Annotated in this window: 22 protein-coding genes, 1 tRNA gene and 2 pseudogenes; 13 read left to right on the top strand and 12 right to left on the bottom strand. The window is 69.7% G+C overall.

What is annotated here, in order from left to right; all coding sequences use genetic code 11:
• Positions 1 to 42: 42 nt before the first annotated feature.
• From O7624_RS07310 to O7624_RS07320, 3 genes are all read right to left on the bottom strand, one after another.
• Positions 43 to 948 (bottom strand): tyrosine-type recombinase/integrase, encoded by a 906-nt coding sequence (locus tag O7624_RS07310; RefSeq protein WP_282239446.1) that lies wholly within the window; start codon positions 946 to 948, stop codon positions 43 to 45.
• A gap of 267 nt (positions 949 to 1,215) precedes the next feature.
• Positions 1,216 to 1,779: a GNAT family N-acetyltransferase gene (locus O7624_RS07315; protein ID WP_282239447.1), complete on the bottom strand. Its 564-nt coding sequence runs from the start codon at positions 1,777 to 1,779 to the stop codon at positions 1,216 to 1,218.
• Between the two features lie 109 nt (positions 1,780 to 1,888).
• Positions 1,889 to 2,491: a hypothetical protein gene (locus tag O7624_RS07320; RefSeq protein ID WP_282239448.1), complete on the bottom strand. Its 603-nt coding sequence runs from the start codon at positions 2,489 to 2,491 to the stop codon at positions 1,889 to 1,891.
• Between the two features lie 124 nt (positions 2,492 to 2,615).
• Between O7624_RS07320 and O7624_RS07325 the strand changes: the two are divergent.
• Positions 2,616 to 3,209: pseudogene (locus O7624_RS07325) on the top strand (site-specific integrase); the annotation flags it as partial.
• A 347-nt stretch (positions 3,210 to 3,556) separates the two neighbouring features.
• Here the strand turns inward: O7624_RS07325 and O7624_RS07330 are convergent.
• Positions 3,557 to 4,459: an SDR family oxidoreductase gene (locus O7624_RS07330; protein WP_282239449.1), complete on the bottom strand. Its 903-nt coding sequence runs from the start codon at positions 4,457 to 4,459 to the stop codon at positions 3,557 to 3,559.
• An 81-nt stretch (positions 4,460 to 4,540) separates the two neighbouring features.
• Here O7624_RS07330 and O7624_RS07335 point away from each other — a divergent pair, with 81 nt between their 5' ends.
• Complete coding sequence (locus O7624_RS07335) at positions 4,541 to 5,128, top strand: TetR/AcrR family transcriptional regulator (protein ID WP_282239450.1); 588 nt, start codon at positions 4,541 to 4,543, stop codon at positions 5,126 to 5,128.
• A gap of 480 nt (positions 5,129 to 5,608) precedes the next feature.
• On the opposite strand, the gene O7624_RS07340 is transcribed toward O7624_RS07335, so the two are convergent.
• Together O7624_RS07340 and O7624_RS07345 are read right to left on the bottom strand one after the other, a co-directional pair.
• Positions 5,609 to 6,388, bottom strand: coding sequence for a MerR family transcriptional regulator (locus tag O7624_RS07340; protein ID WP_282239451.1), 780 nt, complete (start codon positions 6,386 to 6,388; stop codon positions 5,609 to 5,611).
• Between the two features lie 4 nt (positions 6,389 to 6,392).
• Positions 6,393 to 7,181: an alpha/beta hydrolase gene (locus O7624_RS07345; RefSeq protein WP_198413151.1), complete on the bottom strand. Its 789-nt coding sequence runs from the start codon at positions 7,179 to 7,181 to the stop codon at positions 6,393 to 6,395.
• A gap of 608 nt (positions 7,182 to 7,789) precedes the next feature.
• Between O7624_RS07345 and O7624_RS07350 the strand changes: the two are divergent.
• A pseudogene (locus O7624_RS07350) lies at positions 7,790 to 8,329 on the top strand (IS21 family transposase); the annotation flags it as partial.
• Between the two features lie 298 nt (positions 8,330 to 8,627).
• Here the strand turns inward: O7624_RS07350 and O7624_RS07355 are convergent.
• Positions 8,628 to 8,702: transfer RNA gene (locus O7624_RS07355), tRNA-Val, on the bottom strand.
• 50 nt (positions 8,703 to 8,752) lie between these two features.
• Positions 8,753 to 9,430, bottom strand: a complete 678-nt coding sequence (locus tag O7624_RS07360; protein ID WP_282239452.1) for a TIGR02611 family protein — start codon at positions 9,428 to 9,430, stop codon at positions 8,753 to 8,755.
• A gap of 297 nt (positions 9,431 to 9,727) precedes the next feature.
• On the opposite strand from O7624_RS07360, the gene O7624_RS07365 reads away from it, so the two are divergent.
• The gene (locus tag O7624_RS07365) at positions 9,728 to 10,159 is read left to right on the top strand and encodes an SsgA family sporulation/cell division regulator (RefSeq protein ID WP_007457244.1); all 432 of its coding nucleotides are present in this window, start codon (positions 9,728 to 9,730) and stop codon (positions 10,157 to 10,159) included.
• Between the two features lie 74 nt (positions 10,160 to 10,233).
• Here the strand turns inward: O7624_RS07365 and O7624_RS07370 are convergent, their stop codons facing one another.
• Positions 10,234 to 11,010 (bottom strand): glucose 1-dehydrogenase, encoded by a 777-nt coding sequence (locus O7624_RS07370; protein WP_282239453.1) that lies wholly within the window; start codon positions 11,008 to 11,010, stop codon positions 10,234 to 10,236.
• Positions 11,011 to 11,219: 209 nt separating this feature from the next.
• Between O7624_RS07370 and O7624_RS07375 the strand changes: the two genes are divergently transcribed.
• From O7624_RS07375 to O7624_RS07390, 4 genes are all read left to right on the top strand, one after another.
• Positions 11,220 to 12,131, top strand: a complete 912-nt coding sequence (locus O7624_RS07375; RefSeq protein WP_282239454.1) for an AraC family transcriptional regulator — start codon at positions 11,220 to 11,222, stop codon at positions 12,129 to 12,131.
• A 67-nt stretch (positions 12,132 to 12,198) separates the two neighbouring features.
• Positions 12,199 to 12,654: an Rrf2 family transcriptional regulator gene (locus O7624_RS07380; RefSeq protein ID WP_210938844.1), complete on the top strand. Its 456-nt coding sequence runs from the start codon at positions 12,199 to 12,201 to the stop codon at positions 12,652 to 12,654.
• A 130-nt stretch (positions 12,655 to 12,784) separates the two neighbouring features.
• Complete coding sequence (locus tag O7624_RS07385; RefSeq protein WP_093402924.1) at positions 12,785 to 12,958, top strand: DUF4236 domain-containing protein; 174 nt, start codon at positions 12,785 to 12,787, stop codon at positions 12,956 to 12,958.
• A gap of 126 nt (positions 12,959 to 13,084) precedes the next feature.
• Entirely contained in the window at positions 13,085 to 13,591 is a 507-nt protein-coding gene (locus O7624_RS07390) for a potassium channel family protein (RefSeq protein WP_282239455.1), read from the top strand.
• On the opposite strand, the gene O7624_RS07395 is transcribed toward O7624_RS07390, so the two are convergent.
• A complete protein-coding gene (locus O7624_RS07395) occupies positions 13,566 to 14,420 on the bottom strand; it encodes a hypothetical protein (protein WP_282239456.1) in 855 nt (284 codons plus the stop codon). The genes O7624_RS07390 and O7624_RS07395 overlap by 26 nt on opposite strands.
• 48 nt (positions 14,421 to 14,468) lie before the next feature.
• Positions 14,469 to 14,990 carry a VOC family protein gene (locus O7624_RS07400; RefSeq protein ID WP_282239457.1) on the bottom strand — a complete coding sequence of 174 codons (522 nt, stop codon included), beginning with the start codon at positions 14,988 to 14,990 and terminating at the stop codon, positions 14,469 to 14,471.
• A 48-nt stretch (positions 14,991 to 15,038) separates the two neighbouring features.
• On the opposite strand from O7624_RS07400, the gene O7624_RS07405 reads away from it, so the two are divergent.
• From O7624_RS07405 to O7624_RS07420, 4 genes are all read left to right on the top strand, one after another.
• Positions 15,039 to 15,494: a MarR family transcriptional regulator gene (locus O7624_RS07405; protein WP_282240568.1), complete on the top strand. Its 456-nt coding sequence runs from the start codon at positions 15,039 to 15,041 to the stop codon at positions 15,492 to 15,494.
• Between the two features lie 74 nt (positions 15,495 to 15,568).
• Positions 15,569 to 17,302: a tetratricopeptide repeat protein gene (locus tag O7624_RS07410; RefSeq protein ID WP_282239458.1), complete on the top strand. Its 1,734-nt coding sequence runs from the start codon at positions 15,569 to 15,571 to the stop codon at positions 17,300 to 17,302.
• A 162-nt stretch (positions 17,303 to 17,464) separates the two neighbouring features.
• Positions 17,465 to 19,690, top strand: coding sequence for an AAA family ATPase (locus tag O7624_RS07415; protein ID WP_282240569.1), 2,226 nt, complete (start codon positions 17,465 to 17,467; stop codon positions 19,688 to 19,690).
• Between the two features lie 197 nt (positions 19,691 to 19,887).
• The gene (locus tag O7624_RS07420) at positions 19,888 to 21,177 is read left to right on the top strand and encodes an IS4 family transposase (RefSeq protein ID WP_282236290.1); all 1,290 of its coding nucleotides are present in this window, start codon (positions 19,888 to 19,890) and stop codon (positions 21,175 to 21,177) included.
• A 188-nt stretch (positions 21,178 to 21,365) separates the two neighbouring features.
• On the opposite strand, the gene O7624_RS07425 is transcribed toward O7624_RS07420, so the two are convergent.
• The gene (locus O7624_RS07425; protein WP_282239459.1) at positions 21,366 to 21,767 is read right to left on the bottom strand and encodes a hypothetical protein; all 402 of its coding nucleotides are present in this window, start codon (positions 21,765 to 21,767) and stop codon (positions 21,366 to 21,368) included.
• Between the two features lie 172 nt (positions 21,768 to 21,939).
• Here O7624_RS07425 and O7624_RS07430 point away from each other — a divergent pair, with 172 nt between their 5' ends.
• Entirely contained in the window at positions 21,940 to 23,982 is a 2,043-nt protein-coding gene (locus O7624_RS07430; protein WP_282239460.1) for a glycerophosphodiester phosphodiesterase family protein, read from the top strand.
• Positions 23,983 to 23,990 lie beyond the last annotated feature (8 nt).

Raw genomic sequence — 23,990 nt, forward strand, 5'->3', positions numbered from 1 at the left:
GGAGGTGGTGCAGGAGCGCAAAGCTAGCATGCCGTCATGCGGTCACAAACGGTCGCCGGGTGCCAGCCTGCGCCCGCTATCCCGTGCCCGCTCCGAGGCCGTAGACGCCGCGTAGCGGGTCAACATCTGCGGGGAACGCCAGCCGGCGAGGCGCATGATCTCCTCCTCCGGCATGTGCGCCGTCTTCATCATGTGCGCCCACGAGTGCCGGAGGACGTGCGGATGCAGGCCGTCGATACCGACGGCGTTGCCCCGCCGCTCGACGACCTGGTAGATGCCGGACGGCGTCAGCGGCGGCTTCCCCTTCTCGCCGAGCCACAGCTCGTCGCGCCATGCCTCCTTGTGGCGCTGCCGCTCGGCTGTGTACCTGTCCAGCGCCCACGCCGCCTTGCGGCCGAAGGTGACGACGCGGTCCCGCCGCCCCTTTCCGCGCACCCGCATCTCCCGGTGGTCTAGGTCGACATCCTCGACGCGGAGCCCGGCCAGCTCGGACCGCCGCACCCCGGAGTCCATGAACAGGTACAGGATTGCCAGGTCGCGTCGCTGCGTGAACTCCTTGCCCTCGCACGACTTGAGCAGGGCTTTCAACTGATCGGGGCGCAGCACCGGGACCGGCTGTTCGGGCACGATCGGCGGTGCCATCCCGAGCATCGGGTTGGGCGAATCCTCCTCGTTGCTCCACCACTTCCAGAACTGCTGGAGGGCGCGGAAGAGGTTGTTGGCGTAGCCGGCTGATCGGGTGTCCAGGATGCCGATGATGAAGTCCCGGATGTGTTCCGGGCGCACGTCGGCCCAGTCGGTGACGCCCTGCCCTGCTGCCCAGTCGGCAAACTTTCGGGCCGCCCCGGTGTAGATCGTGATGGTGTTGTCCGACTTGTTTTCGTATCGGAGCCATCGTCCGAAGCTGGCGATTGGCCTGTCCAGTGAGGGTATGACCGATTTTGGCATGGCGGCACTTTACATCTGGCTCAGCGGCATGCACGAGGGCGAGATTGATGCACGAAAGATCAAAGAGATGCGTTTCCGCAGGTGAAGGGCTTGGTGGTGGGCGCGGCAGGTTTCGAACCTGCGACCCCTCGCTTGTAAGTTCTAGGCGCTTCGTCCGGGGGAGTTGGTCGGCAATCCGCAGCCTCGGGCAACTGTCGACGCTCAGCCGTCGACCAACGTCCTTGTCGCTGCTCGTTGCTGTCAGCTACCCGCGCCTCGGAGTGCACGTCAGCCAGGGAGCGCCGCCGATCGTGACAGCCACTCCCGGGCCAACATCGCGAACACGAACCGGTCGGCCCACTGACCGCGAAACAAGTAGCTCTCGACATGCCGCGCCTCGCACCGCATACCCAGCCTGGTCATCAACCGGGCCGACGCCTCGTTGCCGGCGTGGCACCGACCGTAGACGCGGTGCAGGCCGAACTCCTCAAAACCCCATCCCAGCAGCGTCCCCACCGCCTCGGTGGCCAGCCCTCGACCTGAAAACTCCGGATTGAAGACGTACCCAATCTCAGCGGTCCGGTCGGCCCGGCTCCGCCAGACCAGCTCAACAGTGCCAGTCACTCGTCCGTTCGCCTCGGCAGCCAAGGTCAGGACGTCACCCTCGACACGCAGCCCGTCCTCACCGGTCATCGCCGCCACCGACTTCTGCGACTGCTCACGGCTGCGCGGCTCGCTGCCGAGCATCCAGCGGCACACGTCGGGCCGGCGCTGGTACGCATACACGTCCTCCAAGTCAGCCATCGTGACCGGCCGGAGGGTAAGCCGGCGGGCGCGAATTGGGGTGAACACGGCCGCAGCGTACGGGATCCGGCCCGCGGCAACTGAATAGCTGGTCAGACGTTGAAGCGGACTCAAGAGCCCCGGCGCACCCTGTTCGTGACCGCCGCGGTGGTGCAGCCTACTGGTACGTCAGCGGCAGATACCGCTCCCGGCCGCTCTGCTCAGTCGTCTGCGTGAACCCGGCCGCCTCCAAGATCGCAGCGAACTTAGCCCGTCTGCGTCGACGAATGGAGACCAAAAATAGGGTGACAGACATCAGCGCCGCCCAGGTGACGGCAGCGACGCCCGCAGCGGTGGTGGGGGACGTCCCTCCTAGCCCGAGCCACACACCGAGGATCGCGCACAGCACGGTGAGGACGACATAGAGGAACCACGTTCGCTGCTTGTCGTCGTTCCAGCCCTCGAGGTCGTAGCTGATACGAGCCTTGAACAGATCCAGCACGTCGGCAGGCACGGGGGGCAGCGCGCCCCCGGTGGAAGCATCCGGGTACTGCACTCGGTTCCGCGCGGCCCTTTCGCGGGCCTGCGGACGGGGATCGGGTACGAAGAACAGCTGCGGTCCGTTGCGGTGTCGCTGCCGTGTGTCCGTGTACGCGTAACCAAATTGCTCGGCAATAGCGGCCATATGGGCGAGTGAGCGCAACGTGGCCACCCGCTCCACCTCCACCGGCTGCCCGCCGGCCATCTTCCGCAACATTTTCCGCACGTGCCGCTGTCCCACCAGCGATCCCCCATCACATCGTTGATCAGACTTGCACAGCCTCTCGCCCGGGAAAGGCCGGAGGTCCATCCACCAGTGCCACGGTCCCGGTTGGGCTAGGCCACCGTAGCGGGTTCGAGAGGTGCGGAAGTTCCTGGAGTCCGCACGTGCCGACGAGGATCCCCTCTAGGCCGCGTACGCCCTGGTCCTCGTCACCGGCCTGCGTAAAGGTGAAGCGCTCGGCCTCACCTGGGCCGACATCGACCTCGACGCCGGGGAGCTGACCATCGGCCGGCAACTGCAACGCGTACGCGGGCAGCGCCTGCACCGCGACACCAAGACCCAGGCGTCCGACGCCACCCTGCCCCTGCCCGACATCTGCCTGGCCGCACTGCGACTGCGCAAACACCAGCGCGACGAAGCACGAGCAGTCGCCGGCAAGGCATGGCACGAGACCGGACTCGTCTTCACCACCCGCTACGGCACGCCCATCGAGCCGCGCAACTTCCAACGCTCCTGGCAGACCCGCTGCTACAAGGCGGAAGTCACACCGATCACCGTCCACGACGCCCGCCGGACCTGCGCCACCCTCCTGGCCGACCTCGACGTCCACCCGCGAGTCGCCATGCAGATCCTCCGGCACGCCCGCTTCGCCGTGACGATGGAGATCTACACGCAGGTGCTGTCGCAGGCGATGAGAGACGCGCTCAAGCGCCTCGGCGAATCGCTCGGCCAATGAGCGGGCTGCTGTACTTCGCTGCTGTACGGGCAGCAGAAAGGCCACCTCCCGAACCCCGGGAAGTGGCCTGAGCTGCGTGGGCGATACTGGGATCGAACCAGTGACCTCTTCGGTGTGAAGCGGGACGCTGCACCCACTCTGACCTGCAGAAAAAGAAGCCGCAGGTCGTGGTGGGTGCAGTTGAGTGCCATTCGACGCCGCTGGGCGCGGTTCAGAGCCGTTCAGCGCGCCCGACTGCTCCCACGTTGCTCCCCGATCCCCGGTGGTCGACCGCGTCGTCGGCCGGTCCGTCTTTACGCGTCGCTTCGGCGCGTCTCCCAAGGAACAACGCCGAGACTGACGGGTACTCAACGTGACCGGCGCGCTGGGGCGGTCGTTCGGTCACGGTTCTCGGGCGGGTAGTGCTTGCGGAGGTCGGAGGTCGTCATCCGGTCGAGCATCCGGTCGGGAAGGATGCGGGAGGCCCGGATGAGGAAGGCAGCCGTCGCGCCGATGGTGTAACGGGTGCGGGGCCTGGCGTCGGTCACCGCTTTGGCGATCCTCTTCGCGGCGACGTTGGAGGTCACGCCGGCCTTGGTGAACGCCGCCACGTGGGAGGGTATTGCCTGCATCAGAGTGCCGTAGCGCGCGTTCTGCTCGGGCGTCATCCCGTCGTCGAGGCGGCTGAGGGCGGCCAGGCCGACGCGGGACATCTCGGTTTTGACGCCGCCCGGTTCGACCACCACCACCTGCACACCGTGGGGGGCCAGTTCGTTGCGCAGCGCGTCGCTCATCGCCTCCATCGCGAACTTGCTGGCGGCGTACGGCCCGTAGCCGGCCATCGAGATCTTGCCGTTGAGGGAACTGATGTTGACGACGCGTCCCTTGCCAAGTAGGAGCGCGGGAAGCAGGGCCTGGGTGACGGCGACGTGGCCGAAGAGGTTCACCTCGAAGATGCGCCGCCATTGGCTGAGCGGCATCACTTCGACCGGGCCGGCGCCAGGGACGCCGGCGTTGTTGACCAGCGCCCGCAGCGGCTGCGGACCCCGCTCGACACGTGCGGCGAGCGCGGCGACGTGGTCGGGGTCGGTGATGTCGAGGGTCACCGGCTCGATGCGGTCGGCCCGCAGGGGTGTCCGGTCGCTGTCGCGCCGTACGCCGGCGAGGACATGGAAGCCGTGCCGAGCCAGTTCCTGCGCGGTGGCCGCGCCAATGCCGGTCGACGCCCCGGTCACGACCACGAGTTCCCGAGTTTCAGTTGACGATGTCATCTCTTGAGTGTGCAGTAATGAGATGACAGTGTCAACTGGTTCAAGTGACTTAGTCATCACAGGTGGGCTAGAATCCTCCACGTGATCAGCCGGGCCGAATCAGCTGCCGCCACCCGCCGCGCCCTCCTCGACGCGGCCGCTGAGCTGCTCGATTCCGGTGGCCTCGACGCCGTGACGTTGCGCGCGGTGGGGGCGCGCGCCGGAGTGACCCGCGGAGCGCCCTACCGGCACTTCCTCGACAAGGAGAGCCTGCTGATCGCCGTCGGGACGCGGGCATGGGACACGCTCGGAGACCGCATGCAAGCCCTTCGCGCGGAACCGGGCCTGTCGGCCGCCGAAAAGATCCGCGGCGGCCTCCTTGTGCTCATCGACGTCGGCCGCTTTCAGCCGCACCTCTACAAGCTCATGTTCAGCAACCCGCCCGGCGATCCCACCGCACTCGCCCGGGCCGCCCAGCGAAGCCAGACCGAGTTCCTGGCCGTCGTCGCCGACCTGGTGGGCGAGCAGGACGCCCGACGGTACGCGGCCCTGCTCATCAGCAGCGCGAACGGGATCGCCGGCCTGCAGGCCAGCGGCCAGCTCGCCGACCCGAAGTGGGGAGGCGTCTCCGCCGAAGACCTAACCGACACCCTCGTCGACATGATCGCCGGCAAGGGCCGGCACGCATGACCGGCGACCAGCGGACTCATGACCATTGCCAGAAAGTGGTAGAAACCGCCCGGACGTCATCGGCTCGCCATCGCCGAGTTCATCCCTCAACCGAACTTAACGACCCGCCGCACGGCATGCGCTGATCCGCCAGCGGCATCCACACGCCACGGCCTCCTGCAAGCCGAGTGCAGCAAGTGATTACACCTGCTCATCGGAACGATCCAGGGCACTGACATCGGGCTACTTGTTTATTGACCTGCGACCGTTGCCCGGCGTGAGGGGCGAACCACTGCCCCAACCAGGCGATGAATTCAGCGGAGGCCCGCAGCCACGTCCGTGATCGGGCACCGTTGCAGGACCTGACGCCGTCGCGACAGCCGGCACGGACTGCCGCCAACGTCACTTCCCTGCGCAAGGCGGCGGGCCTGGGCAAGTCTCCACTAGATCCAGGCAGGTGACGGGGTCGGAATCGTGGTACAGCCGCCGTGGGTGACCGCCTCACCGTCGAGGAATCGCGATGCCGGCAGCGCGCAGCCGCGCTTCGATGAGTGCGGTCAACCGAGCTGTGGTCGGCGCCTCGTCAGCCCGGTGTTCGTTGACCACGTCGTAGCGGGTGGCGGCGTCGGGGCTGGAGAAGAAACCGTCCATGTGTGTCTGCATCACCGCCCGTTCAGTCAGCAGGTTGTCGGCCATCTCAGCTGCGAGCTCGTCGAGGCGCGGGTCGTCGGGCTCCCAGGACAACGCGTCCCAGGTTCGCTTCCACAGCCTCACATACTCGGGATCGTCGAGCCGGCGCTCGAGCTGGGTCACGAAACCGTCGAAGAACGCTGGGGCCAGCGCGCGAGCCAGGACCAGGGCCTCCCGTTGCGAGGCCACGACGTCGGGACCGAAACCCAGCGCGGTCAACCGGTCCAAAAGGGTGCAGGCGCGGTCGGGAAGCAGCGCCCGGTCGCTGTCAGCGAGTCGACGCAGTGTGTCGCGGCGGGCGATAAGCTCCGAGATCCGGTCGGTGAGCCGTCGCTCGACGTCAACCACGGCGGCGGCGAAGCGCTTCGGATCAGCGTCGAGCAGTTCACCGATCTCGGCGAGCGGCACGCCCGCCTCGGCCAAAGTACGGACCTGGACCAACCGGAGCAGGTCGGTGGAGGTGTAGCGGCGGTAACCTGAGGAGTCGCGGCGGGGCTCGTCGAGCAGGCCGAGACGGTGGTAATGCCGCACCGTCTTGACCGTGACACCGGCGAACGCGGCCGCCTTCCCGATCGTGAGCCCTCCGCCCATGGGCTCAGTCCGTCGTGCGGGTGCCGGTAGGCGCGAGTTCACGCACCGCCCTGGCGACGGCAGGAAAGTCCTTGCGCAGGATCGTGCTGTGGTTGCTCGCGACCTTCGCGCTGATCGCGAGATTCGGGTTGCGGGCGAGAATCGGATCGAGTGCGGCACGTCCCTGTTCCATCTCGTCGCCCTCGTTGCCAAGGCTGGCTCCGGTCGCCAGGACGAACCGCAGCGGGCAGGCGATGCGTTCCAGGACCGGCACGCTGGCGGCGGCGATCTCGTTGAGTTCGATGTTGACCTCGGCGTGCTGGTCCGCGCTCATCCGAGCGCCCATGCCGAACCGACTGGTGATCGGCAACAGCAACCGCACCCGGCGAAACTCCTTGCGGATGCGTTCCCGGCCGGCGACGCCGGTGAGGCCAACCGGGAAGGCGTCCACGGTAACGACGCCGAGAACACGATCCGGGTTCCGGTCGGCCCAGTGCCACGACAGGATTCCGCCGTAGGACCAACCCACCAGCAGCGGCCGGTCGACTCCCCGGGATGCAAGGACGGCGTCCAGATCTCGCAGGCAAGCCTCGAAGGAATAGTCGGCGGAACGCTTCGACCGGCCGCGGGCGCGCTCGTCGTAGGTGATGTGGCGGTATTCACCACCGAGCTCGGCGATGACCCGCCGCCAATGCGACTGGTCGGCATAGGCGCCGTTCAGGTACACGATGGGCGTGCCCGAGCCGCCGGTGTCGGTGACCGCGAGGGCTGTGTCGTCAACGGGAAGCATGCCCGTCCAGGGCGAACTGGCCATGCGTTGAGCCTATGGATTGACCTTAGGTCAAGGTCAACCGTTGTACGAGGGAGCCGATGCCACATCGACTCTGGCCGCTGGAACGTCGATGAACGTGAGGTGCCGCGACTCACCTCGGTAGTTGCGTCGACGGTTCCCAAGCCTGCGTCGTCGACTGATAGCGGTCGGAAGGACCCCCCTCCTCCTGGTCGCCGCAGCCGAACAGCCGAACCCCCATGATCAACGGTGTTCGTAGACGTCCCCGGCGGAGACGTCTACCACCGTGCAGGGCTGCGGGGCGCCACCAGTGCAGAGCTGAATCAGCCGCTCCACGAGCGGCACCTACATCTTCTGACCGAGAAGAACGCCGGGATGTCGCCTACCACCTGCCAAGCCGACTCGGAGACCTGCTGTTCAACCAATTCGACTGAGCTGCCCTCCGCGCTCACCGTGCGGCAGAAAAGGGCGGCGAAATCCGGTAGCCACGGCGCGGGAAGGCTGTCGGCGGCCAGTGAATACTCCCCGTAGGCGGCCAAATGTCGCCCCGCTGGTGGCCAGGGATCTCCCGTGGATGGCCAGATACCTCCCCGCTGACCAGGTCAGAGTGCCGGTCGGCGAGGGTCGACGGCGTGAAGAGCGGCAGGGAGATCGTGGAAATCTTGGAGGCATACGACCTCACGGGTAGTTACCGTGCGGCGGCTGAGTTGGCTGGGTGTGACCATCACACGGTTGCCCGGTATGTGAAGTTGCGGGAGTCCGGGCAAAGTCCCGAGGCGCGGGCGCACCGGGCCCGGCCGATCGATGAGTACGTGGCGAAGATCGAGGAGTTGGTGGCCCGTTCGGGTGGCCGGGTCCGCGCGGATGTGGTGCACCGGCGGATCACCGCGATGGGCTTCGGCGGAGGTGAGCGCACCACCCGGCGGGCGGTCGCGGAGGTCAAGGCCCGCTTCGCCGCCGGGCAGCGGCGGGTGTTCCGGCCGTGGATCCCGGAGCCGGGCCTGTGGTTGCAGTTCGACTGGGGCGAGGGCCCGCGCATCGGTGGGCGGCGTACCTCGTTGTGGTGCGCGTGGCTGGCCTGGTCGAGGTTCCGGTTGGTGATCCCGACCTTCGACAAGACCCTGCCGACGATCGTGTCCTGCCTGGACACGACGCTGCGAGCACTCGGCGGTGCGTCCCGACCTCCAATGTGGGACAAGGGCGACAGTGCCTGCAGGTCAGTGGCGGGCAGAAGAATCTCCGCGACGCCCACCGGCCCAAGAACCAACCCGTCCGGGCTTCGGGATTCCCGATCCTGCTCTGACGATCTCGACAGCGATCGCGCGGTCGTCGGCCGCCGGAACCGCGGGCGGGGTGGCCCGCTGGTGCCATCGCCAGCCTGCTCCCAAACTGCTCCCAATTCAAAGGGCCACAGCGGAGAAGCTCGTTACCGACCGTTCCGGCAACGAGCTTCTGACCTGCACATATTAATGGTGGGCGATACTGGGATCGAACCAGTGACCTCTTCGGTGTGAACGAAGCGCTCTCCCGCTGAGCTAATCGCCCTCAGCGCGGATGACTCTACCCGATCCGGCGCGCGGACCGCGAACCCGGGGTCAGTGGGTCGCGAGGTAGTGCAGCACCTGGGCGATCACGTCGATGCCGAGGCTGTACTTGATCGACAGCAGGGCGACGGCGCCGACGAAGACGAGGCCGACCGAGCCGATCACCAGGCGTACGGGCAGTGATTGTCTCTTCACCCAGGCGGTCCAGCCGTGGACGTGGCGGCGGGTGAAGGCGAGCAGGCGCTTGGCCCAGTGGAACTCCACGGCCCAGATGCCGAGGCCGGCGATCACCAGCAGCCAGCCGGGGCCGGGTAGCGGGATGAGTGCGATGCCGATGGTGACCACGAGGGCGCCGAGCACGCCGAAGATGATCTTCAGTGCGATTCGGCCGGTGGGGTTGGCTCGGATCAGGGCGAGGGTGGTGGTTATCCGTTGCCGCCACGCTGGCGGGTCGCGCCGCTCGGACACGGCGACACCACCCCCCTTGCGCTGCGCACCGCCGGCCATCTCCCCACGATGCCCCTTCCCGGTCGATCTATCCCGACTTCCCCCCGGGTAGCCACGTCCGTTGCGCACTCGGACGGCCGCCGGGCCGCGTTCACCTAACCGACCGCGGTCGATCACTGACCGACCGTGCCGGCTTCTCCGCTTCTTCGGCACCCCGTACCCCCGCTGTTCGGCTCTGCGGACCGCGACTTTCGACGGGTCTCGCCGGGTCGGCGCATCCACTGAGGATGGCGTCCGCGACCATTTCACGCCCCAGTGTGGCGCGGGCCCGTCACTGCAACCGCCGACTGGACGTTACCGGAGTAAGTCGACGACTCAACAAACCCGATGCCGGGCAGGATGAACCCACTGGGCAGAATCGGAAATCCTACATGAATTTTCACATTCACGAGGCCCTTCCGACCCCCTTCCCACCACTGGGTGAAGTCAGCGCATGGCGGAGCGTAGCCAGGAGTAGCGGCTGAGTATGGGAAAAGCGGGACACGCGCGTTCCGCAGCGGTGCCGGGGGGAGAACGTTCATGAGTGTCATCCGACCGACGACCGTAGAGGTCGAGACGTCGCTAAGGCTCGTCGCACCTGACGCCACCGCCTTGCCGGTGCGCGCCAGTCTGCGCTACGACCCTGCGGACCCGTATGCGGTCCATGTCCTGTTCCATGCCGAATCGGCTGGCGGCGAGGCGGTGAGTTGGTCCTTCGCCCGCGAACTGCTGGTCACCGGCCTGGACGAGCCGGCGGGCATCGGGGACGTACGGGTCTGGCCCTGGGCCACCCCGCGCGGCGACTTCGTCGCGCTGGCGCTGTCGTCGCCGGACGGCAACGCCCTGTTCGAGGTACCCCGCAGCGTGCTGGTGCGATTCCTGCGGCGGACCTACGTCGTCGTTCCGCGTGGCCGGGAGGCCGAGCACCTGGACGTCGACACCGCGGTGAACCGGCTGCTCGCCGGTCGCTGACAGACCGACAACCGGGGCCGCGCGAATCTGCCGAGTTCGCGCGGCCCCCGCCTATCCCCGGTCCGAGCGGTGGGTCAGCCGTGGGTGGTCAGGCCGCCGTCTACCGGGATCACCGCGCCGGTGAGGTAGGCACCGGCTCGGGAGGCGAGGTAGATCGCCGTGCCGGCCATGTCCTCGGGGCGGCCGATGCGACCGAGCGGGACCTGGGCCTCAATGGCGGACCGGGAGCCGGGGTCGTCGAGCGCGAACGCCATCATCTTGCTCTCGAACGGTCCGGGGGCGATCGCGTTGACGGTGATCTGTTCGCCGGCCAGCTGGTGGGCCAGGCTGCGGGTCAGCATGTGCACCGCCGCCTTGGTCGCCGAGTACGCGTACACCTCCATGAGCGGCACCCGGATGCCGTCGATGGAGCCGATGTTGATCACCCGTGCCGGGTCTTCGGGGCCCGCCGCCACGCGCAGGGCCGGCAGCAGCGCGGTGGTCAGCCGGAAGACGGACTTGACGTTCACCGCCCACAGCTTGTCGAACGCGCTCTCCGGGTAGTTCTCCAGCGGCGCGCCCCAGGTGGCGCCGGCATTGTTGACAAGCACGTCCAGCTTGTCGAACCGGTCCTGGACGGCGGCGGCAAGATGCTGCACGCCCTCGTCGCGGCCCAGGTCGGCGGGGATCGCCTCGCAGCGACCGTGCGTGGACAGCTCCGTGGCCACCGCCTCGCAGACATCGGCCTTGCGGGAGGAGATGATGACGTGCGCCCCCGCGGCGACAAAGCCCCGGGCGATCATCAGGCCGATGCCGCGGGAGCCGCCGGTGACCAGGACGGTCTTGCCCTCGACGGAGAACAGATCCTTCATGCCATCCCCTTGCGTTTCCGGCCTGGGACAGCCGGTGTCGGGGCCGCCGTCACGAACCGCGGGCGCCACGACGACCAGGTCACTACCGATCAGTAACCTAACCGTCCCGCCTTGTCGGGACAACCCTGTGCGCCCGGCGGCACCGCGACCCGCGATACCGGGGTGGCGAGGGATGCGTACGAGCCGGGCTCGGGCTAACGTCGCAGGTGATGGTCCCTTCCGGTCACCCAGTCACGGCGCTGTCCGATGCTGCCGCCAGCCCGGCCGAGATCGACACGATCACCCTCGGTGATCTCGCCCCCGACTCCGGGTGGCGACGGCCGGTGCTGCTGGACCGCGAGCTGATCGTGCTGACCACCAGTGGTCACGGGCTCGCCGAGGTGGATTTCCGTGCCCTGCCGTGCCGGCCCGGCACGTTGCTGCGGATCCGTCCCGGCCAGGTACTGCGCTGCGCCCTGCCCCGGCTGGACGCCACGGTGGTCCGCTGGCATCCGGAGGCGCTGCACGGGCTCGACGTCGATGCCGACGAGGTGCCGATCTGGTTTCAGCTCGCCGGTGAGGACGAGGACGCGATCATCAACGAGGTCAGCCAGTTGACCGTGGACGCCAGCCGGCACCGGGACACCCGGTCCGCCCGCAGCCTGTTGCGTCATCAACTGAGCGTGCTGTTGCTGCGGTTGAGCATGTTGCCCTCCGGAGCGGGGCGGACGGCGCGCCCGGAGGAGGAGACCTTCCGGCGGCTGTGCCGCGAGGTGGAGCGGGGTTACCAGGCCAGTCGCCGGGTCGAGGACTACGCCGACCGGCTGGGCTGCTCGGTGCGTACCCTCACCCGGGCCTGCCTGGCGATTACCGGGCGCAGCGCGAAACAGGTGGTGGACGAGCGGGTCGCGCTCCAGGCCAGCCGGCTGCTGGCGGCCACCGACGAGCCGATCGCCCGGATCGGTCGGCAGCTCGGCTTCACCGAGCCGACTAACTTCGGCCGGTTCTTCACCCGCGAGGTCGGCATGAGCCCGGGCGCGTTCCGGGCCGCCCGGGAACGGCCCGCGCCGGCACCGATGGTGCGTCCCCGCCCGCCCGTCGACGGCCGAATCGACGTCCACGGGGCAGGACAGCGCACCTGACGCGCCATTGGGCGATCCGGCCCGCTAGGCGCGGCACCGGCCGCCGCGCATTCGGCATGATGGCGGAGTGCAGATCTCCGCGCGTGGCGACTACGCGGTACGGGCGACACTGAGCCTCGCCGCCACGTACCCGGCGTTGCTGTCCACCCAGGTCATCGCCGCGGAGCAGGACATGCCCCGCAAGTTCCTGGAGGCGGTCCTGGCCGACCTGCGCCGGGCCGGCATCGTCCGGGCCCAGCGCGGCGCGGAAGGCGGCTACACCCTGGCCCGGCCGCCCGGCGAGGTCACCGTCGGCGCGGTGTTGCGCGCCGCGGAGGGCCCGTTGGCCGGCGTACGCGGCCGGCGTCCAGAGGAGACACGGTACGAAGGGGTGGCAGCGCACCTGCCCGAGTTCTGGGTCGCGGTCCGGGCGGCACTGCGCCGCGTCGTCGACGAGGTGAGCCTGGCCGACCTGCTCGACGGTCGGCTACCGCCCCACGTCCGCCGCCTGACCACGCAGCCGGACGCCTGGGAACCCCGCTGATGCTCCCCCACCCGGGTTGTTCGTCAATCAGCCGAGCGACTGAACTCCACTGCGGATTCGGCTTGGTTTGGCGAATCGACGCAATGGGCATCTTCGAGCCCGTACGGGAAGTCTCGAAGGGAGCCCCACAATGGGTGTGATGTTGCGTAAGCGCAAGAAGTTCGGGCCGCTCATCCTGCACTTCACGCAGAACGGCTTCTCGTCCTGGAGCATCAAGCTCGGTCGCTGGTCCTGGAACTCGCGGGCCAAGGCGCACCGCGTCGACCTGCCGGGGCCGCTGCACTGGAAGCAGGACAAGTCCTGAAGCGCCGACGTTCAGCGGGGCGCCGGCACCCCCGGCGCCCCGACATTGTTTCTGGCCGCACCAACCGTTTCCGCTGACCCGGGCGGGTCGCACCGATGATGCACCGCCGGGCCGGACAATTTCGACATGAAACAGAAAGCGGACCACCGGTTGACGCGTCGGCGAACCTCGCTGGCCTGCGGGCTGCTCTTCGTGACCTACTTCGTCGTGCCGGTGGAGTCCGATCCCGACCCCACCCGGCTCGGCCTGCGTATCGGTCTCACCGTGCTGATTCTCGGCGTGGTGGCCCGGCTGGTCACCGGCCAGGTACGCCGTCAGATCGTCGCCGCCACGCACGAACGCGCGGCACCACCGGTGACGCACCTGGTCCTCGCACTGATTGCCGGTCTGCTCGCCTTCGCCCTCGCCGACTACGTCATCGCCAGGCTCGCGCCGGCCCAGTTCGTCAATCTGGAGACCCGCGTCGACGCGTTGTACTTCGCGCTGGCCACCCTGACCACCATCGGCTACGGCGACGTGCACGCCAACGGGCAGTTCGCCCGGGTGCTGGTCTGCGCGCAGATGGTGTTCAGCATCGGGGTGATCGCCACCGGCTTCTCACTTGTGGTCAGGCGCCTGACCGCACGGGTGTGACAAGCACGTCGCCGCCGAGCCGGCCGTCCGGCGGGGTCCGGGCCACCTGGCCGGTGTCGAGCAGGTCGTCCAGGGCCCGGACCGCGTCCACCGCCCGGTAGGCGGTCTCCGTCACCGCGTACCGGCGCAGCTCGGTGACCGTGCGCGGGCCGTGGCGGGTCAGCTCGGCCAGCAGGGCACGGCCCAGTGGTGCCGGGTCCACCGGAAGTGCCGGCGACAGCGGCTCGCCGTCCGGGTCACGGAACCGCAACCCGCCCGCCCACAGGGCTTCCTTCAGCTCCTCCAGGCTGCGATCCGAGCCGGTGCCGAAGCCGAGCCGCCGGTCGGCGTCGACCAACTCGACCTCAGTGGCCAGCGCGAATCCGGCGTCGATCAGCCCCGCCCGCAGGGCGGCCGTCGCCGCCGCGACCACGAACGCCTCGGCGCCCCGCCCGGTCGCGGCGGCGGTGAGCGTCACCGGATCATCCGCCTCCAGGTAGGACAGCACCGGCGCGCCCGCCGCGCCGGCCGCCCGCAGGGCCACCGGCAGCCGGGCCGGCGGGCCGGGCATCAGGTGTACGGCGACCTCGGCCGGCAGTCCGGCCTCGGCGGCACCGAGTCGGGCCGGTAGTTCCTCGGTGCCCTCGGCGAGCACGAGGACGGTCAGCCGGCAGCCGCGCAGCCGCGCGGCGTGCTCGCCGGTCAGGCGTACGGTCTGCTCGGCCAGGTTCGGGTCGCTGCCGTCGTACCCGAGGGCGACGGTGGCCCGCCGGGCGCGGCGCAGCGCGGCCGGCAGCCACCTGTCGAGGTGTCGCAGGAACGGCGCGTGCCCTACGGCTTTGGTCGGCATCCTGCCGTTCTACCGCAACCCGTCACGCCGGCCCGCCTGGACGGCGTGTCACACGGGGACCGAGATGCCGACGCCGCCCCGGGTGTCTCCGCCGTAACGCTGGATCTCGGCGGTCAGGTTGAGGCGACCGATCCTGGTCCGGGCGGCGAGGGCGGCCTCGTCGAGCTGGTCGGCGGGGACCAGCCAGACCACCTCGAACTCCAGCCCGTCCGGGTCCTGACCGTAGAGGCTCTTGGTGGTGCCGTGGTCGGAGGTGCCGACCAGCGCGCCCGCCTCGGTCAGCCGCCGAGCGGTGGTGGCCAGCTCGTCGAGGGTGTCCACCTCCCAGGCCAGGTGGTAGAGGCCGACGGTGGCCCGGCCGGCGGTCGACCGACCGGCACCCGCGCCGATCTCGAACAGGCCGAGGTCGTGGTCGTTGGTGGAGCCCGGCGCCTGGAGGAAGGCGGCGCCCCGGAAACCCTCGGGGGTCATCGGTACCCGGCGGAAGCCCAGCACGTCGCGGTAGAAGGCGACGCTGCGGTCGAGGTCGCTGACGTAGAGGACGGCGTGGTTGAGGCGATGGATTCCCATGCGCCAAGGCTAGCCCGCTTTAGTTGAGTGTTCAACTATCACGCTATGATGCTGGTCATGACCCGCTGGCTGGACCCGGACGAACAGCGCACCTGGCGGGCGTTCCTGACCGCCTCCCGGGCGCTCATGGACACGCTCGACCGCGAGTTGCAACGCGACGCCGGGATGCCGCACGCCTACTACGAGATCCTGGTACGGCTCTCCGAGGCGCCCGACCGTCGGCTGCGGATGAGCGAGTTGGCCGAGTCCAGCGGCTCCTCGCGCAGTCGTCTGTCGCATGCGGTGGCTCGCCTGGAGGCGGCCGGCTGGGTGCGTCGCGAGGACTGCCCCACCGACCGGCGCGGCCAGATCGCCCACCTCACCGACGAGGGTTTCGCGAAGCTGGCCGCCGCCGCGCCCGGCCACGTCGAGGGGGTACGCCGGCACCTGTTCGACCCCCTCAGCCCGACCCAGGTGGAGCAGTTGCGCCGGATCAGCGAGGTGCTGGCCGAACGTCTGAGGTGAGCGTGACCGGATCCTGACCGAACCACTCCGGCGCGGGTCTTGTACTAAACGTCGCTGAATGAGCACGATGGGGCGTGCCCTCCGGCTTCGGTGAACTGACTGATCAGGCGCACGACCTGGTCTCCGCCGGCGATCTCGCCGGCGCCCAACGGCTGCTCGCCGACGCGCTGACCGGCGCCGACCCGCGCCCGGCCAACGCCACGTCCGAGTTGGCCGAGGCGGCCAGCCTGCACGCGCGGGTGCTGATCGCGCTCGGCGAGCCGCACTCGGCACGGGGTTGGGCCGCCTACGCGTACGCCGCCAGCACCCGGCTCTACGGCCGCTCCGACCCGCGTACGGTGGCCGCCGCGGCCACCCTGGCGGCGGTGCTGCACCGGGTGGGCAGCTGGTCGCGGGCGGCGCGGCTGTACCAGGAAGTGATCATCGAGCTGACCGCGTCGGACGGACCGGAGTCGCTGCGGGTGCTCGCCGCCCACGCCGATCTGGCCACCGTGGAGTACGCCCGGGGTCAGTGCCAGGTCGCCCGCGACCGGCTCCAGGACGCGTGGGAGCTGCACCGGGAGGTCTACGGCGACGGGCACCCGAGCGGGATCAAGATGCTGGCCCGGCTCGGCTCGATGCAGCGCGACTGTGGTCAGTTCGCCGAGGCGCAGGACAATCTGGCCCTGGCCCGGGAACTGGCCCGCCAGCATCTCCCCGCCGACGATCCGCTGGCTGCCCAGGTGGCCACGCTGGCCCGAGCGGCGGCCAATCCGGACCACGTCTGCGCCGACAACCCACCGGTAAGCGTGGAGGAACCGGTCGTGCCGTCCGCCCGTACCCCGGCGGCCGACGACCTCCCACCCACGCCGACCGACACCTGGCCGCCGACGTGGGCGGCGGCCCCGGAGGAACCGCCGTCGGGCCAGCCGGCCGGGACAGCTGCCGCGACGTCCTGGGCGACGGAGGAGGACGAGCAGCCGTGGCCGGCGGCCCACCACACCGCCCGGGAGGAGCACCCGGCGGAGGGTTACCACCCGAGCCACGGGTACCCGTCGACTGATCCTTCGGCGAGCGGCGCCGCCTCCGCCGTACCCACGCCCCGGCAGCCGGTCGACGGCCCGGCCGGGCCGCCCGAGGACTGGTGGGTCGGGCCGGCGGTCGAGCAGCCCGGTCCGAACCCGTATCCCGAACCGCCGCCACCCCCGGCGGGCGGTGCGGTACCGCCGAACGTGGTCGGGCTGACCGGTACGCCGCAGGCGCCCGGGGTGTACCGGCTGCGCCGGGTCGAGCCGGAACGCCCCGGGCCTCCGTCGCGCCTGCTGCCGGTGCCGGTACGCCGTACCGCCGTACCGGCGTCGGACGCCCGGCCGAACCGGCTGGTGCTGATCGTCGCGGCCGGGGTCGTGGTGGTGCTGCTCGGTGCCGCGGCGGTCATCGCCGGGGTGTCCCGGGTCGGCGGCGGCGATCCGACGCCACCGGCGGCCAGCGGCGACCCGAGCGGCGCGGCGAGCCCGGCGGCCACCGCCACGGCCGGCGATGCTCCCCCCGCCTCCCCCGGTGCCCCGCCGACCGGGCTGTCGCTGCGTGACAACCGGGACAGTGTGACGTTGCGGTGGACCTACCCGGCCGGAGCGGAGGGGCCGGTGATCGTTTCGGGCGGCCGGAACGGCCAGCCGCAGAACCCCTTCGCGGATCTGCCCGCCGGCAGCGACAGCTTCGTGGTCTACGGACTCAACCGCAGTCTCGACTACTGCTTCACGGTCGCGGTCGCCTGGTCCACCGACACCGTGGCCCGCTCCGACGAGGTCTGCACCGAGCGCCGCTGACCGTCGACAGCGCGCTATCTTTGGCAGTTCAGGCATAAAAAATGAACGGCCGCGAAAGCCGTTCTGAATGCGAATTCTAGCTAATCGGGAGACGGATTGTCAAGGCACTCCGGCGGTTCGCCGTCCGACGACGAGATCGGCCGCGAGCAGGAGTACGTCTCGATGCTCTACCAGCGCCTCGACGACCTACGTGACCAGGCGGCGACGCGGTTGACCGAGCAACTGCGCTCCACCGGCGGCACGTTGCAGGCCCGCTCACAGCGCGACAGCTCGGTACGCATGTACGCCGACCAGGTCGAGCAGTTCTCGGCGGTGGAGAATGGCCTCTGTTTCGGCCGGCTGGACACCGACAGCGACCAGCGCCACTACATCGGCCGAATCGGCATCTTCGACACCGAAGGTGACTACGAGCCGCTGCTGATGGACTGGCGTGCCCCGGCCGCCCGCGCGTTCTACCTCGCCACCGCCGCCAACCCGCAGGGCATCCGGCGACGTCGGCAACTGCGTACCCGGCAACGGAAGGTGGTCGGCCTCAACGACGAGGTGCTCGACCTGGCCACCGCCTCTCCCACCGCTCACGAGGAGGTGACCGGTGAGGCGTCGCTGCTGGCGGCGCTGAACGCCGGCCGGACCGGCCGGATGCGGGACATCGTGCAGACCATCCAGGCCGAGCAGGACCGGATCATCCGGGCCGACCTGCCGGGCGTGCTGGTGGTGCAGGGCGGGCCGGGCACCGGCAAGACCGCGGTGGCGCTGCACCGGGCCGCGTACCTGCTCTACACCCACCGGCGGGAACTGTCGACCAGGGGCGTGCTGCTGGTCGGCCCGAACGTGACGTTCCTGCGGTACATCTCGCAGGTGCTGCCGGCGCTGGCCGAGACGGGCGTGCTGCTGCGTACCCAGGGCGATCTTTTTCCGGGCGTGAGCGCCCACCGGGCCGAGCCGGCCACCACCGCCGCCCTGAAGGGCCACCTGACGATGGTCGAGGTGCTGGCCAACGCCGTACGCGATCGGCAGCGGGTGCCCGACGAGCCGGTGGAGATCGAACTGCCGCAGCGGGAGGTCCTGGTCCTGGACCCGGCCACCGTGCACGCGGCGCGTGACCGGGCCCGGCGCAGCGGCCGACCGCACAACCTGGCCCGCGCGGTCTTCGACATCGAGGTCTTCCACGCGCTCGCCGACCAGGTGGCCGAACGCATCGGCGCCGACCCGTTGGGCGGGGAGAACCTGCTCGAAGAGGCCGACCGCGCCGAGATCCGCCGGGAGCTGCGCGAGGAGCCGGAGGTCCGGGCGACCCTGGACGAGCTGTGGCCGGTGCTCACGCCGCAACGCCTGCTCGCCGACCTGTACGCCGCACCCGAGCGCATCGACACCGCCGCGCCCATGCTCACCGCTGCGGAGCGGGCCGCGTTGCACCGCGAGCCGGGCGGCTGGACACCGGCGGACGTACCCCTGCTGGACGAGGCAGCGGAGCTGCTCGGCGAGGACGACCGGGCCGCCGCCGCCCGCCGGGACCGGATCCGGGCCCTGCAACGCGAGTACGCCGAGGGTGTGCTGGAGATCGCCCGAGGTTCCCGCTCGATCGACGTGGAGGACGAGGCCGAGGGCGGCGAGATCCTCGGCGTGACCGACCTGCTGGACGCCGACCGGCTGCTGGAACGGCAGGAGGAGGCGGACCGGCTCACCACCGCCCAGCGGGCGGCGGCCGACCGGGGCTGGGCGTTCGGCCACGTCATCGTCGACGAGGCACAGGAATTGTCCCCGATGGCGTGGCGGCTGCTGATGCGCCGCTGCCCGAGCCGTTCGATGACCATCGTGGGTGACGTGGCGCAGACCGGTGCGCTGGCCGGCACACCGTCGTGGGCGGAGGCGCTGGCCCCGTACGTGGCGGACCGGTGGCGGCTGACCGAGCTGACCATTAGCTACCGCACCCCGGCCGAGATCATGGAGGTGGCGGCGGGGGTACTGCACGAGATCGATCCGACGCTGCGCCCGCCCCGCGCCGTACGCTCCAGCGGCTTCGCGCCGCAGCAGCGGGCGGTGCCGGCGGAGTCGCTCGGCGCGGAGCTGGTGGCGGTCGCCACCGCCGAGGCAGCCGGGCTGACCGACGGGCGGCTCGGGGTGATCGTCCCGGCCGGCCGGCTCGACGACCTCGGTACCGCCCTGACGGCGGCCCTGCCCGAGGCGGCCGTCGGTGAGCAACCGGAGCTGGAGAGCCGGGTGGTGGTGCTGACCGTCGCCGAGGCCAAGGGCCTGGAATTCGACTCGGTCATCGTGGCCGACCCCGACCGCATCATCGCCGAGTCCCCCCGAGGCCCCAGCGACCTCTACGTAGCCCTAACCCGAGCCACCCAACGCCTAACCACCCTCACCCCCACCCACCCCTAACCCCAATGCCGCTCAGTTAGGGAGACGGGGCGTCTGTCAAGGAGCGTGTCGATAGACGAGGGCGGCGGGGTCTCGGTATAGAGGTTTGTCACTCCAAGACAGCCTCTGGACCGGGAGCCCCGCCGTTGGAACAGTGTGCCATTGCTCGGACCGTCACGGTGGCAGCCGGCCGGTTCGCGCCAGGTCATCTGGGTGAGTTGACGCAGCAGGTGCCCTTCGAGATGGTCGATGCCGTCCTGGCGCAGACGCGGGCGGTGCAGGCTCGGGTGCGGGATCTGCCGTCGCGGGTGGTGGTGTATCTGCTGCTCGCGGCGGGGTTGTTCACCGAGTTGGGTTATCGGCAAGTGTGGGCTCGGCTGGTTGCTGGTCTGGACGGGTTGCCGGTGGCGATGCCGACTTCCTCAGCCCTGTCTCAGGCTCGCCGTCGGGTTGGGGACAAACCTTTGGCAGCGTTGTTCCGGCTGGTGGCAGGTCCGCCTGCCGGGGCTGGGCGATGGCGAGGTCTGCTGGTGTGTGCAATCGACGGCACCAGCATGTTCGTGCCCGACAGCACGGCGAACCTCGCGGTCTATCCTCGTCAGGCCGGAACTCACGGCGGCTCGGGCTATCCGATGCTGCGGCTGGTCGCGGTCGTCGTGTGCGGCACGCGGACCCTCATCGATGCGGTGTTCACTTCCATCAGCACCGGCGAGTTGAGCTGCGCCGCTCGTCTGCTGGGCTGTCTGCACCCGGGCATGCTGCTGCTGGCCGATCGGGGCTTCGCTGCCCGCACGATGATCGAGCAGTTCGCCGGCACCGGCGCTGACCTACTCATCCGTGACAAGGACGACCGGCGGCTACCCGTCATCCGCCGCCATCACGACGGTTCCTGGCTGTCGGTCATCGGCACGATGAGCGTCCGGGTCGTCGACGCCGAGATCGTCGTGAGCATGAACGGCAAACGCCACATCGGCCGGTACCGGCTGATCACCACCCTCACCGACCAGCGCCGTTTCCCGGCCATGGACCTGGTCACCCTCTACCACCACCGCTGGGAGATCGAAACGGCATACCTGGAGTTGAAGTCCACCCTGCTGGGCGGACGGGTCCTGCGAGCCCGAACCCCGAACGGGATCAGTCAAGAGGTCCACGCCCTGCTCACCACCTACCAAGCGGTCCGGCTGGCGATGGCTGACGCCACCGCCAGCCGGCCCACGACCAACCCCGACCGGGCCAGCTTCACCATCGCCGTCCACGCCGCCCGAGACCAAATCACCCACGCCGCCGGTGTCATCGCCGACACCGTCATCGACCTCGTCGGAGCCATCGGCCGCGCCGTCCTGGCCGACCTGCTCCCCCCACGCCGCACCCGAATCAGCCCCCGCGTGGTCAAACGCGCGATCTCCAAACACCGCGCCAAAGGCACCATCGACCGCACCACCTACCACGCCACATTCAAGATCAACATCCTCGACGCGGCAGCATTGACAACCAACCCACCGCCCTAACTGAGCGGCGTTGCCCCTAACCCCCACCCCACCCCCACCCGCCCTCCCGCCCTCCCGTGCCCACCCGCCCTCCCGTGCCCACCCGCGTTGATCAAGAAGTTCTGGTCGATGTTGATCTCAAGAGCCGACCAAAACTTCTTGATCAACCGGGGCTGGGGTGGGTGGGGCTGGGGTGGGTGGGTGGGTGGTTATTCGAAGTTGCCCTGGTGGGTGGTGGGGGTGGAGTTGTCGCTTGTTGGGCCGGCGGGTGGGGTGGTCATGCCGCCGGTGGTGGCGTCGCCGGTGGTGGTCGGGGCGACCTTGCCGCGATGGCGCTCCGGTTGGCGGGCCACCCGACGGGCGCTGGCCGGGCCGGCGGTGCCGCCGGTCGTGGTGATCGCGCCCTGGCCGCGTGTCGGGCCGCCGTCGCGCAGCACGTTCGGGTCGATCGGCACGTCCGCCGGGTCGTCCGGGTCGTCGCGCTGCAACTGGCTCTCCACATCGGTCGGCGGCACGGTCACCTCGTCCAGGGCACCTTCGCCGTACACGCCGCCGGCGATCCGCTCCTCGGCCCGGCGGGCGGCGTCCTGTCGCATCTCGTCCTCACGCACGATCCATCACCTCGCAGAAGGGTCGGTCTCGGTGCGTGCCCGGTGACCGGCGCGGCAAACCCGCACCGCCGGTTCACCGGGTCGTCGCACGGCGCTTGCCTGCCCGCCGCGCCGGCTGCCGATGCTGTGCATCGGATTCGGCGGGAGATCCCCGCAGGAGGGAGAGGACAGCGTGCGCATCGTACGCCGTACCGCCGTCGTGGCCCTGGCCGCGACGATCGTGACGACCATGCTGGCGGTGCCTGCCGCGGCACATCCGCGACCAGACCGGGACTTCGACCTACAGGCCCACCGGGGCGGACTCGGGCTGCGGGTGGAGAGCAGCATCGCGTCGTTCGGCAACGCCCTTCAGCTCGGGGTGAGCACCCTCGAACTGGACGTGCAGATCACCGAGGACGGACGGGCCGTGGTCACCCACGACCGGCGGGTCAGCGCCGCGAAGTGCACCGACACCGCCCCGGTCGTACCCGGTGACCCCGAGTTCCCGTACGTCGGGAAGTACGTCAACACGTTGACCCTGGCACAGGTGCGCACCCTCGACTGCGGCTCACGTACGCTGCCCGACCGACCCGGTCAACTCGCCGTGCCGGGCGCTCGGATGCCGCTGCTGAGCGAGGTCTTCGACCTGGTCAAGCGGTACCGGGCGGACGACGTGACGCTCAACATCGAGACCAAGGTGGAGGCGGGAGCGCCGAGCGAGACCGCGCCACGGGAACAGTTCGTCCAGGTCACCGCGAAGGAGATCCGGGCCGCGGGGCTGCTACGGCAGGTGACCATCCAGAGTTTCGACTGGGGCGCGCTCAAGCGGATGCGTCAGGTCGAGCCGCGACTGCCGTTGGTGGCGCTGACCAACTACGACTTCCTCCAGGTCGGGCAGCCGGGCGCCTCGCCGTGGCTGGGTGGGCTGGACATCGACGACTTCGGCGGCGACCCGATCCGGGCGATCCGCAGTCTGGGCGTCACCGCGTTCTCACCGGTGCACGGCTTCCCGCAGAACGGCACCGTCACCGACCCCGGCTACCGGCCGTACGTGACCCGGGAACTGGTGACCCACGCGCACCGTAACGGCATCACGGTGATCCCGTGGACGGTGAACGACGTGCCGACCATGGCCAAGCTGATCGACGACGGGGTGGACGGCATCATCACCGACTACCCGGACCGGCTGCGTACGCTGCTCGCCCAGCGCGGCTACCGGCTGCCCCGGGCGTACGCGTCGCCGTTCGACATCCAGGCGCACCGCGGCGGTCGGGCGACCCGGCCCGAGAACACCCTGCCCGCCTTCGCCAACGCGCTGGCCAACCCGGCGATCTCCACCCTGGAACTGGACACCGGCGTGACCTCCGACGGCCGGCTGGTCGTGCTGCACGACCGCACCGTCAACGGCTCGCACTGTCTCGACACCGCACCGGTAAGGCCGCGCGACCCGCAGTTCCCGTACGTGGGCAAGCTGGTGCACTCGCTCAGTCTCGCGCAGCTCAAGACCCTCGACTGTGGTACGAAGACCGCTGCCGAACTGCCCGACCAGGTACCCGTCCCGGGTGCCCGGATCCCCACCCTGGAGGAGGTCTTCGCGCTGGTGAAGGCCAGCGGCCGGACGGACATCCGGTTCAACATCGAGACGAAGATCAGCCCGTTGGTGGACGACACCGAGCCGTACCGTAGCTTCACCCGCAAGCTGGTCACCGCCGTGCAGCGCGCCGGCCTCACCAGCCGGGTCACCGTCCAGTCCTTCGACTGGCGCACCATCACCTACGCCCGGCGCCTGGACCGGCGGATCGAGACGGTCGCCCTGGTCTGGCAGTACGGGCCGGCGGAGTGTGCCGGGCTGGCGGATGAGTGCTCGCTGCGGGCGGTGTACGGCGACCCGTCGGTCAAGAGCCCGTGGACCGCCGGGCTGGACTGGTGGAAGTACCGGGACCTGGGCAAGCTCACCCGGGCTGCCGGCGCTGCCACGGTGTCGGCGAACTGGCAGGTGCACGACCCGGCACAGGGTTCCGTCAGCCACCCGGACTGGTACCTGCGGCAGGACCCGACGTACTTCCACGGACCGGACGTACGCACCCTCCAGGCCCGGTACGGCCTCAAGGTGATCCCGTACACCGTGAACGACGCCGCGGTGATGCAGCGGGTGATCGACCTCGGAGTCGACGGCATCATCACCGACGACCCGGACCTGCTGGTCGGCGTGGCCATTCGCAACGGCCTGCGGTGAGCCTGAGC

Origin of the sequence: Verrucosispora sp. WMMD1129, assembly GCF_029581255.1 — a bacterium.
GTDB lineage: Bacteria > Actinomycetota > Actinomycetes > Mycobacteriales > Micromonosporaceae > Micromonospora > Micromonospora sediminimaris.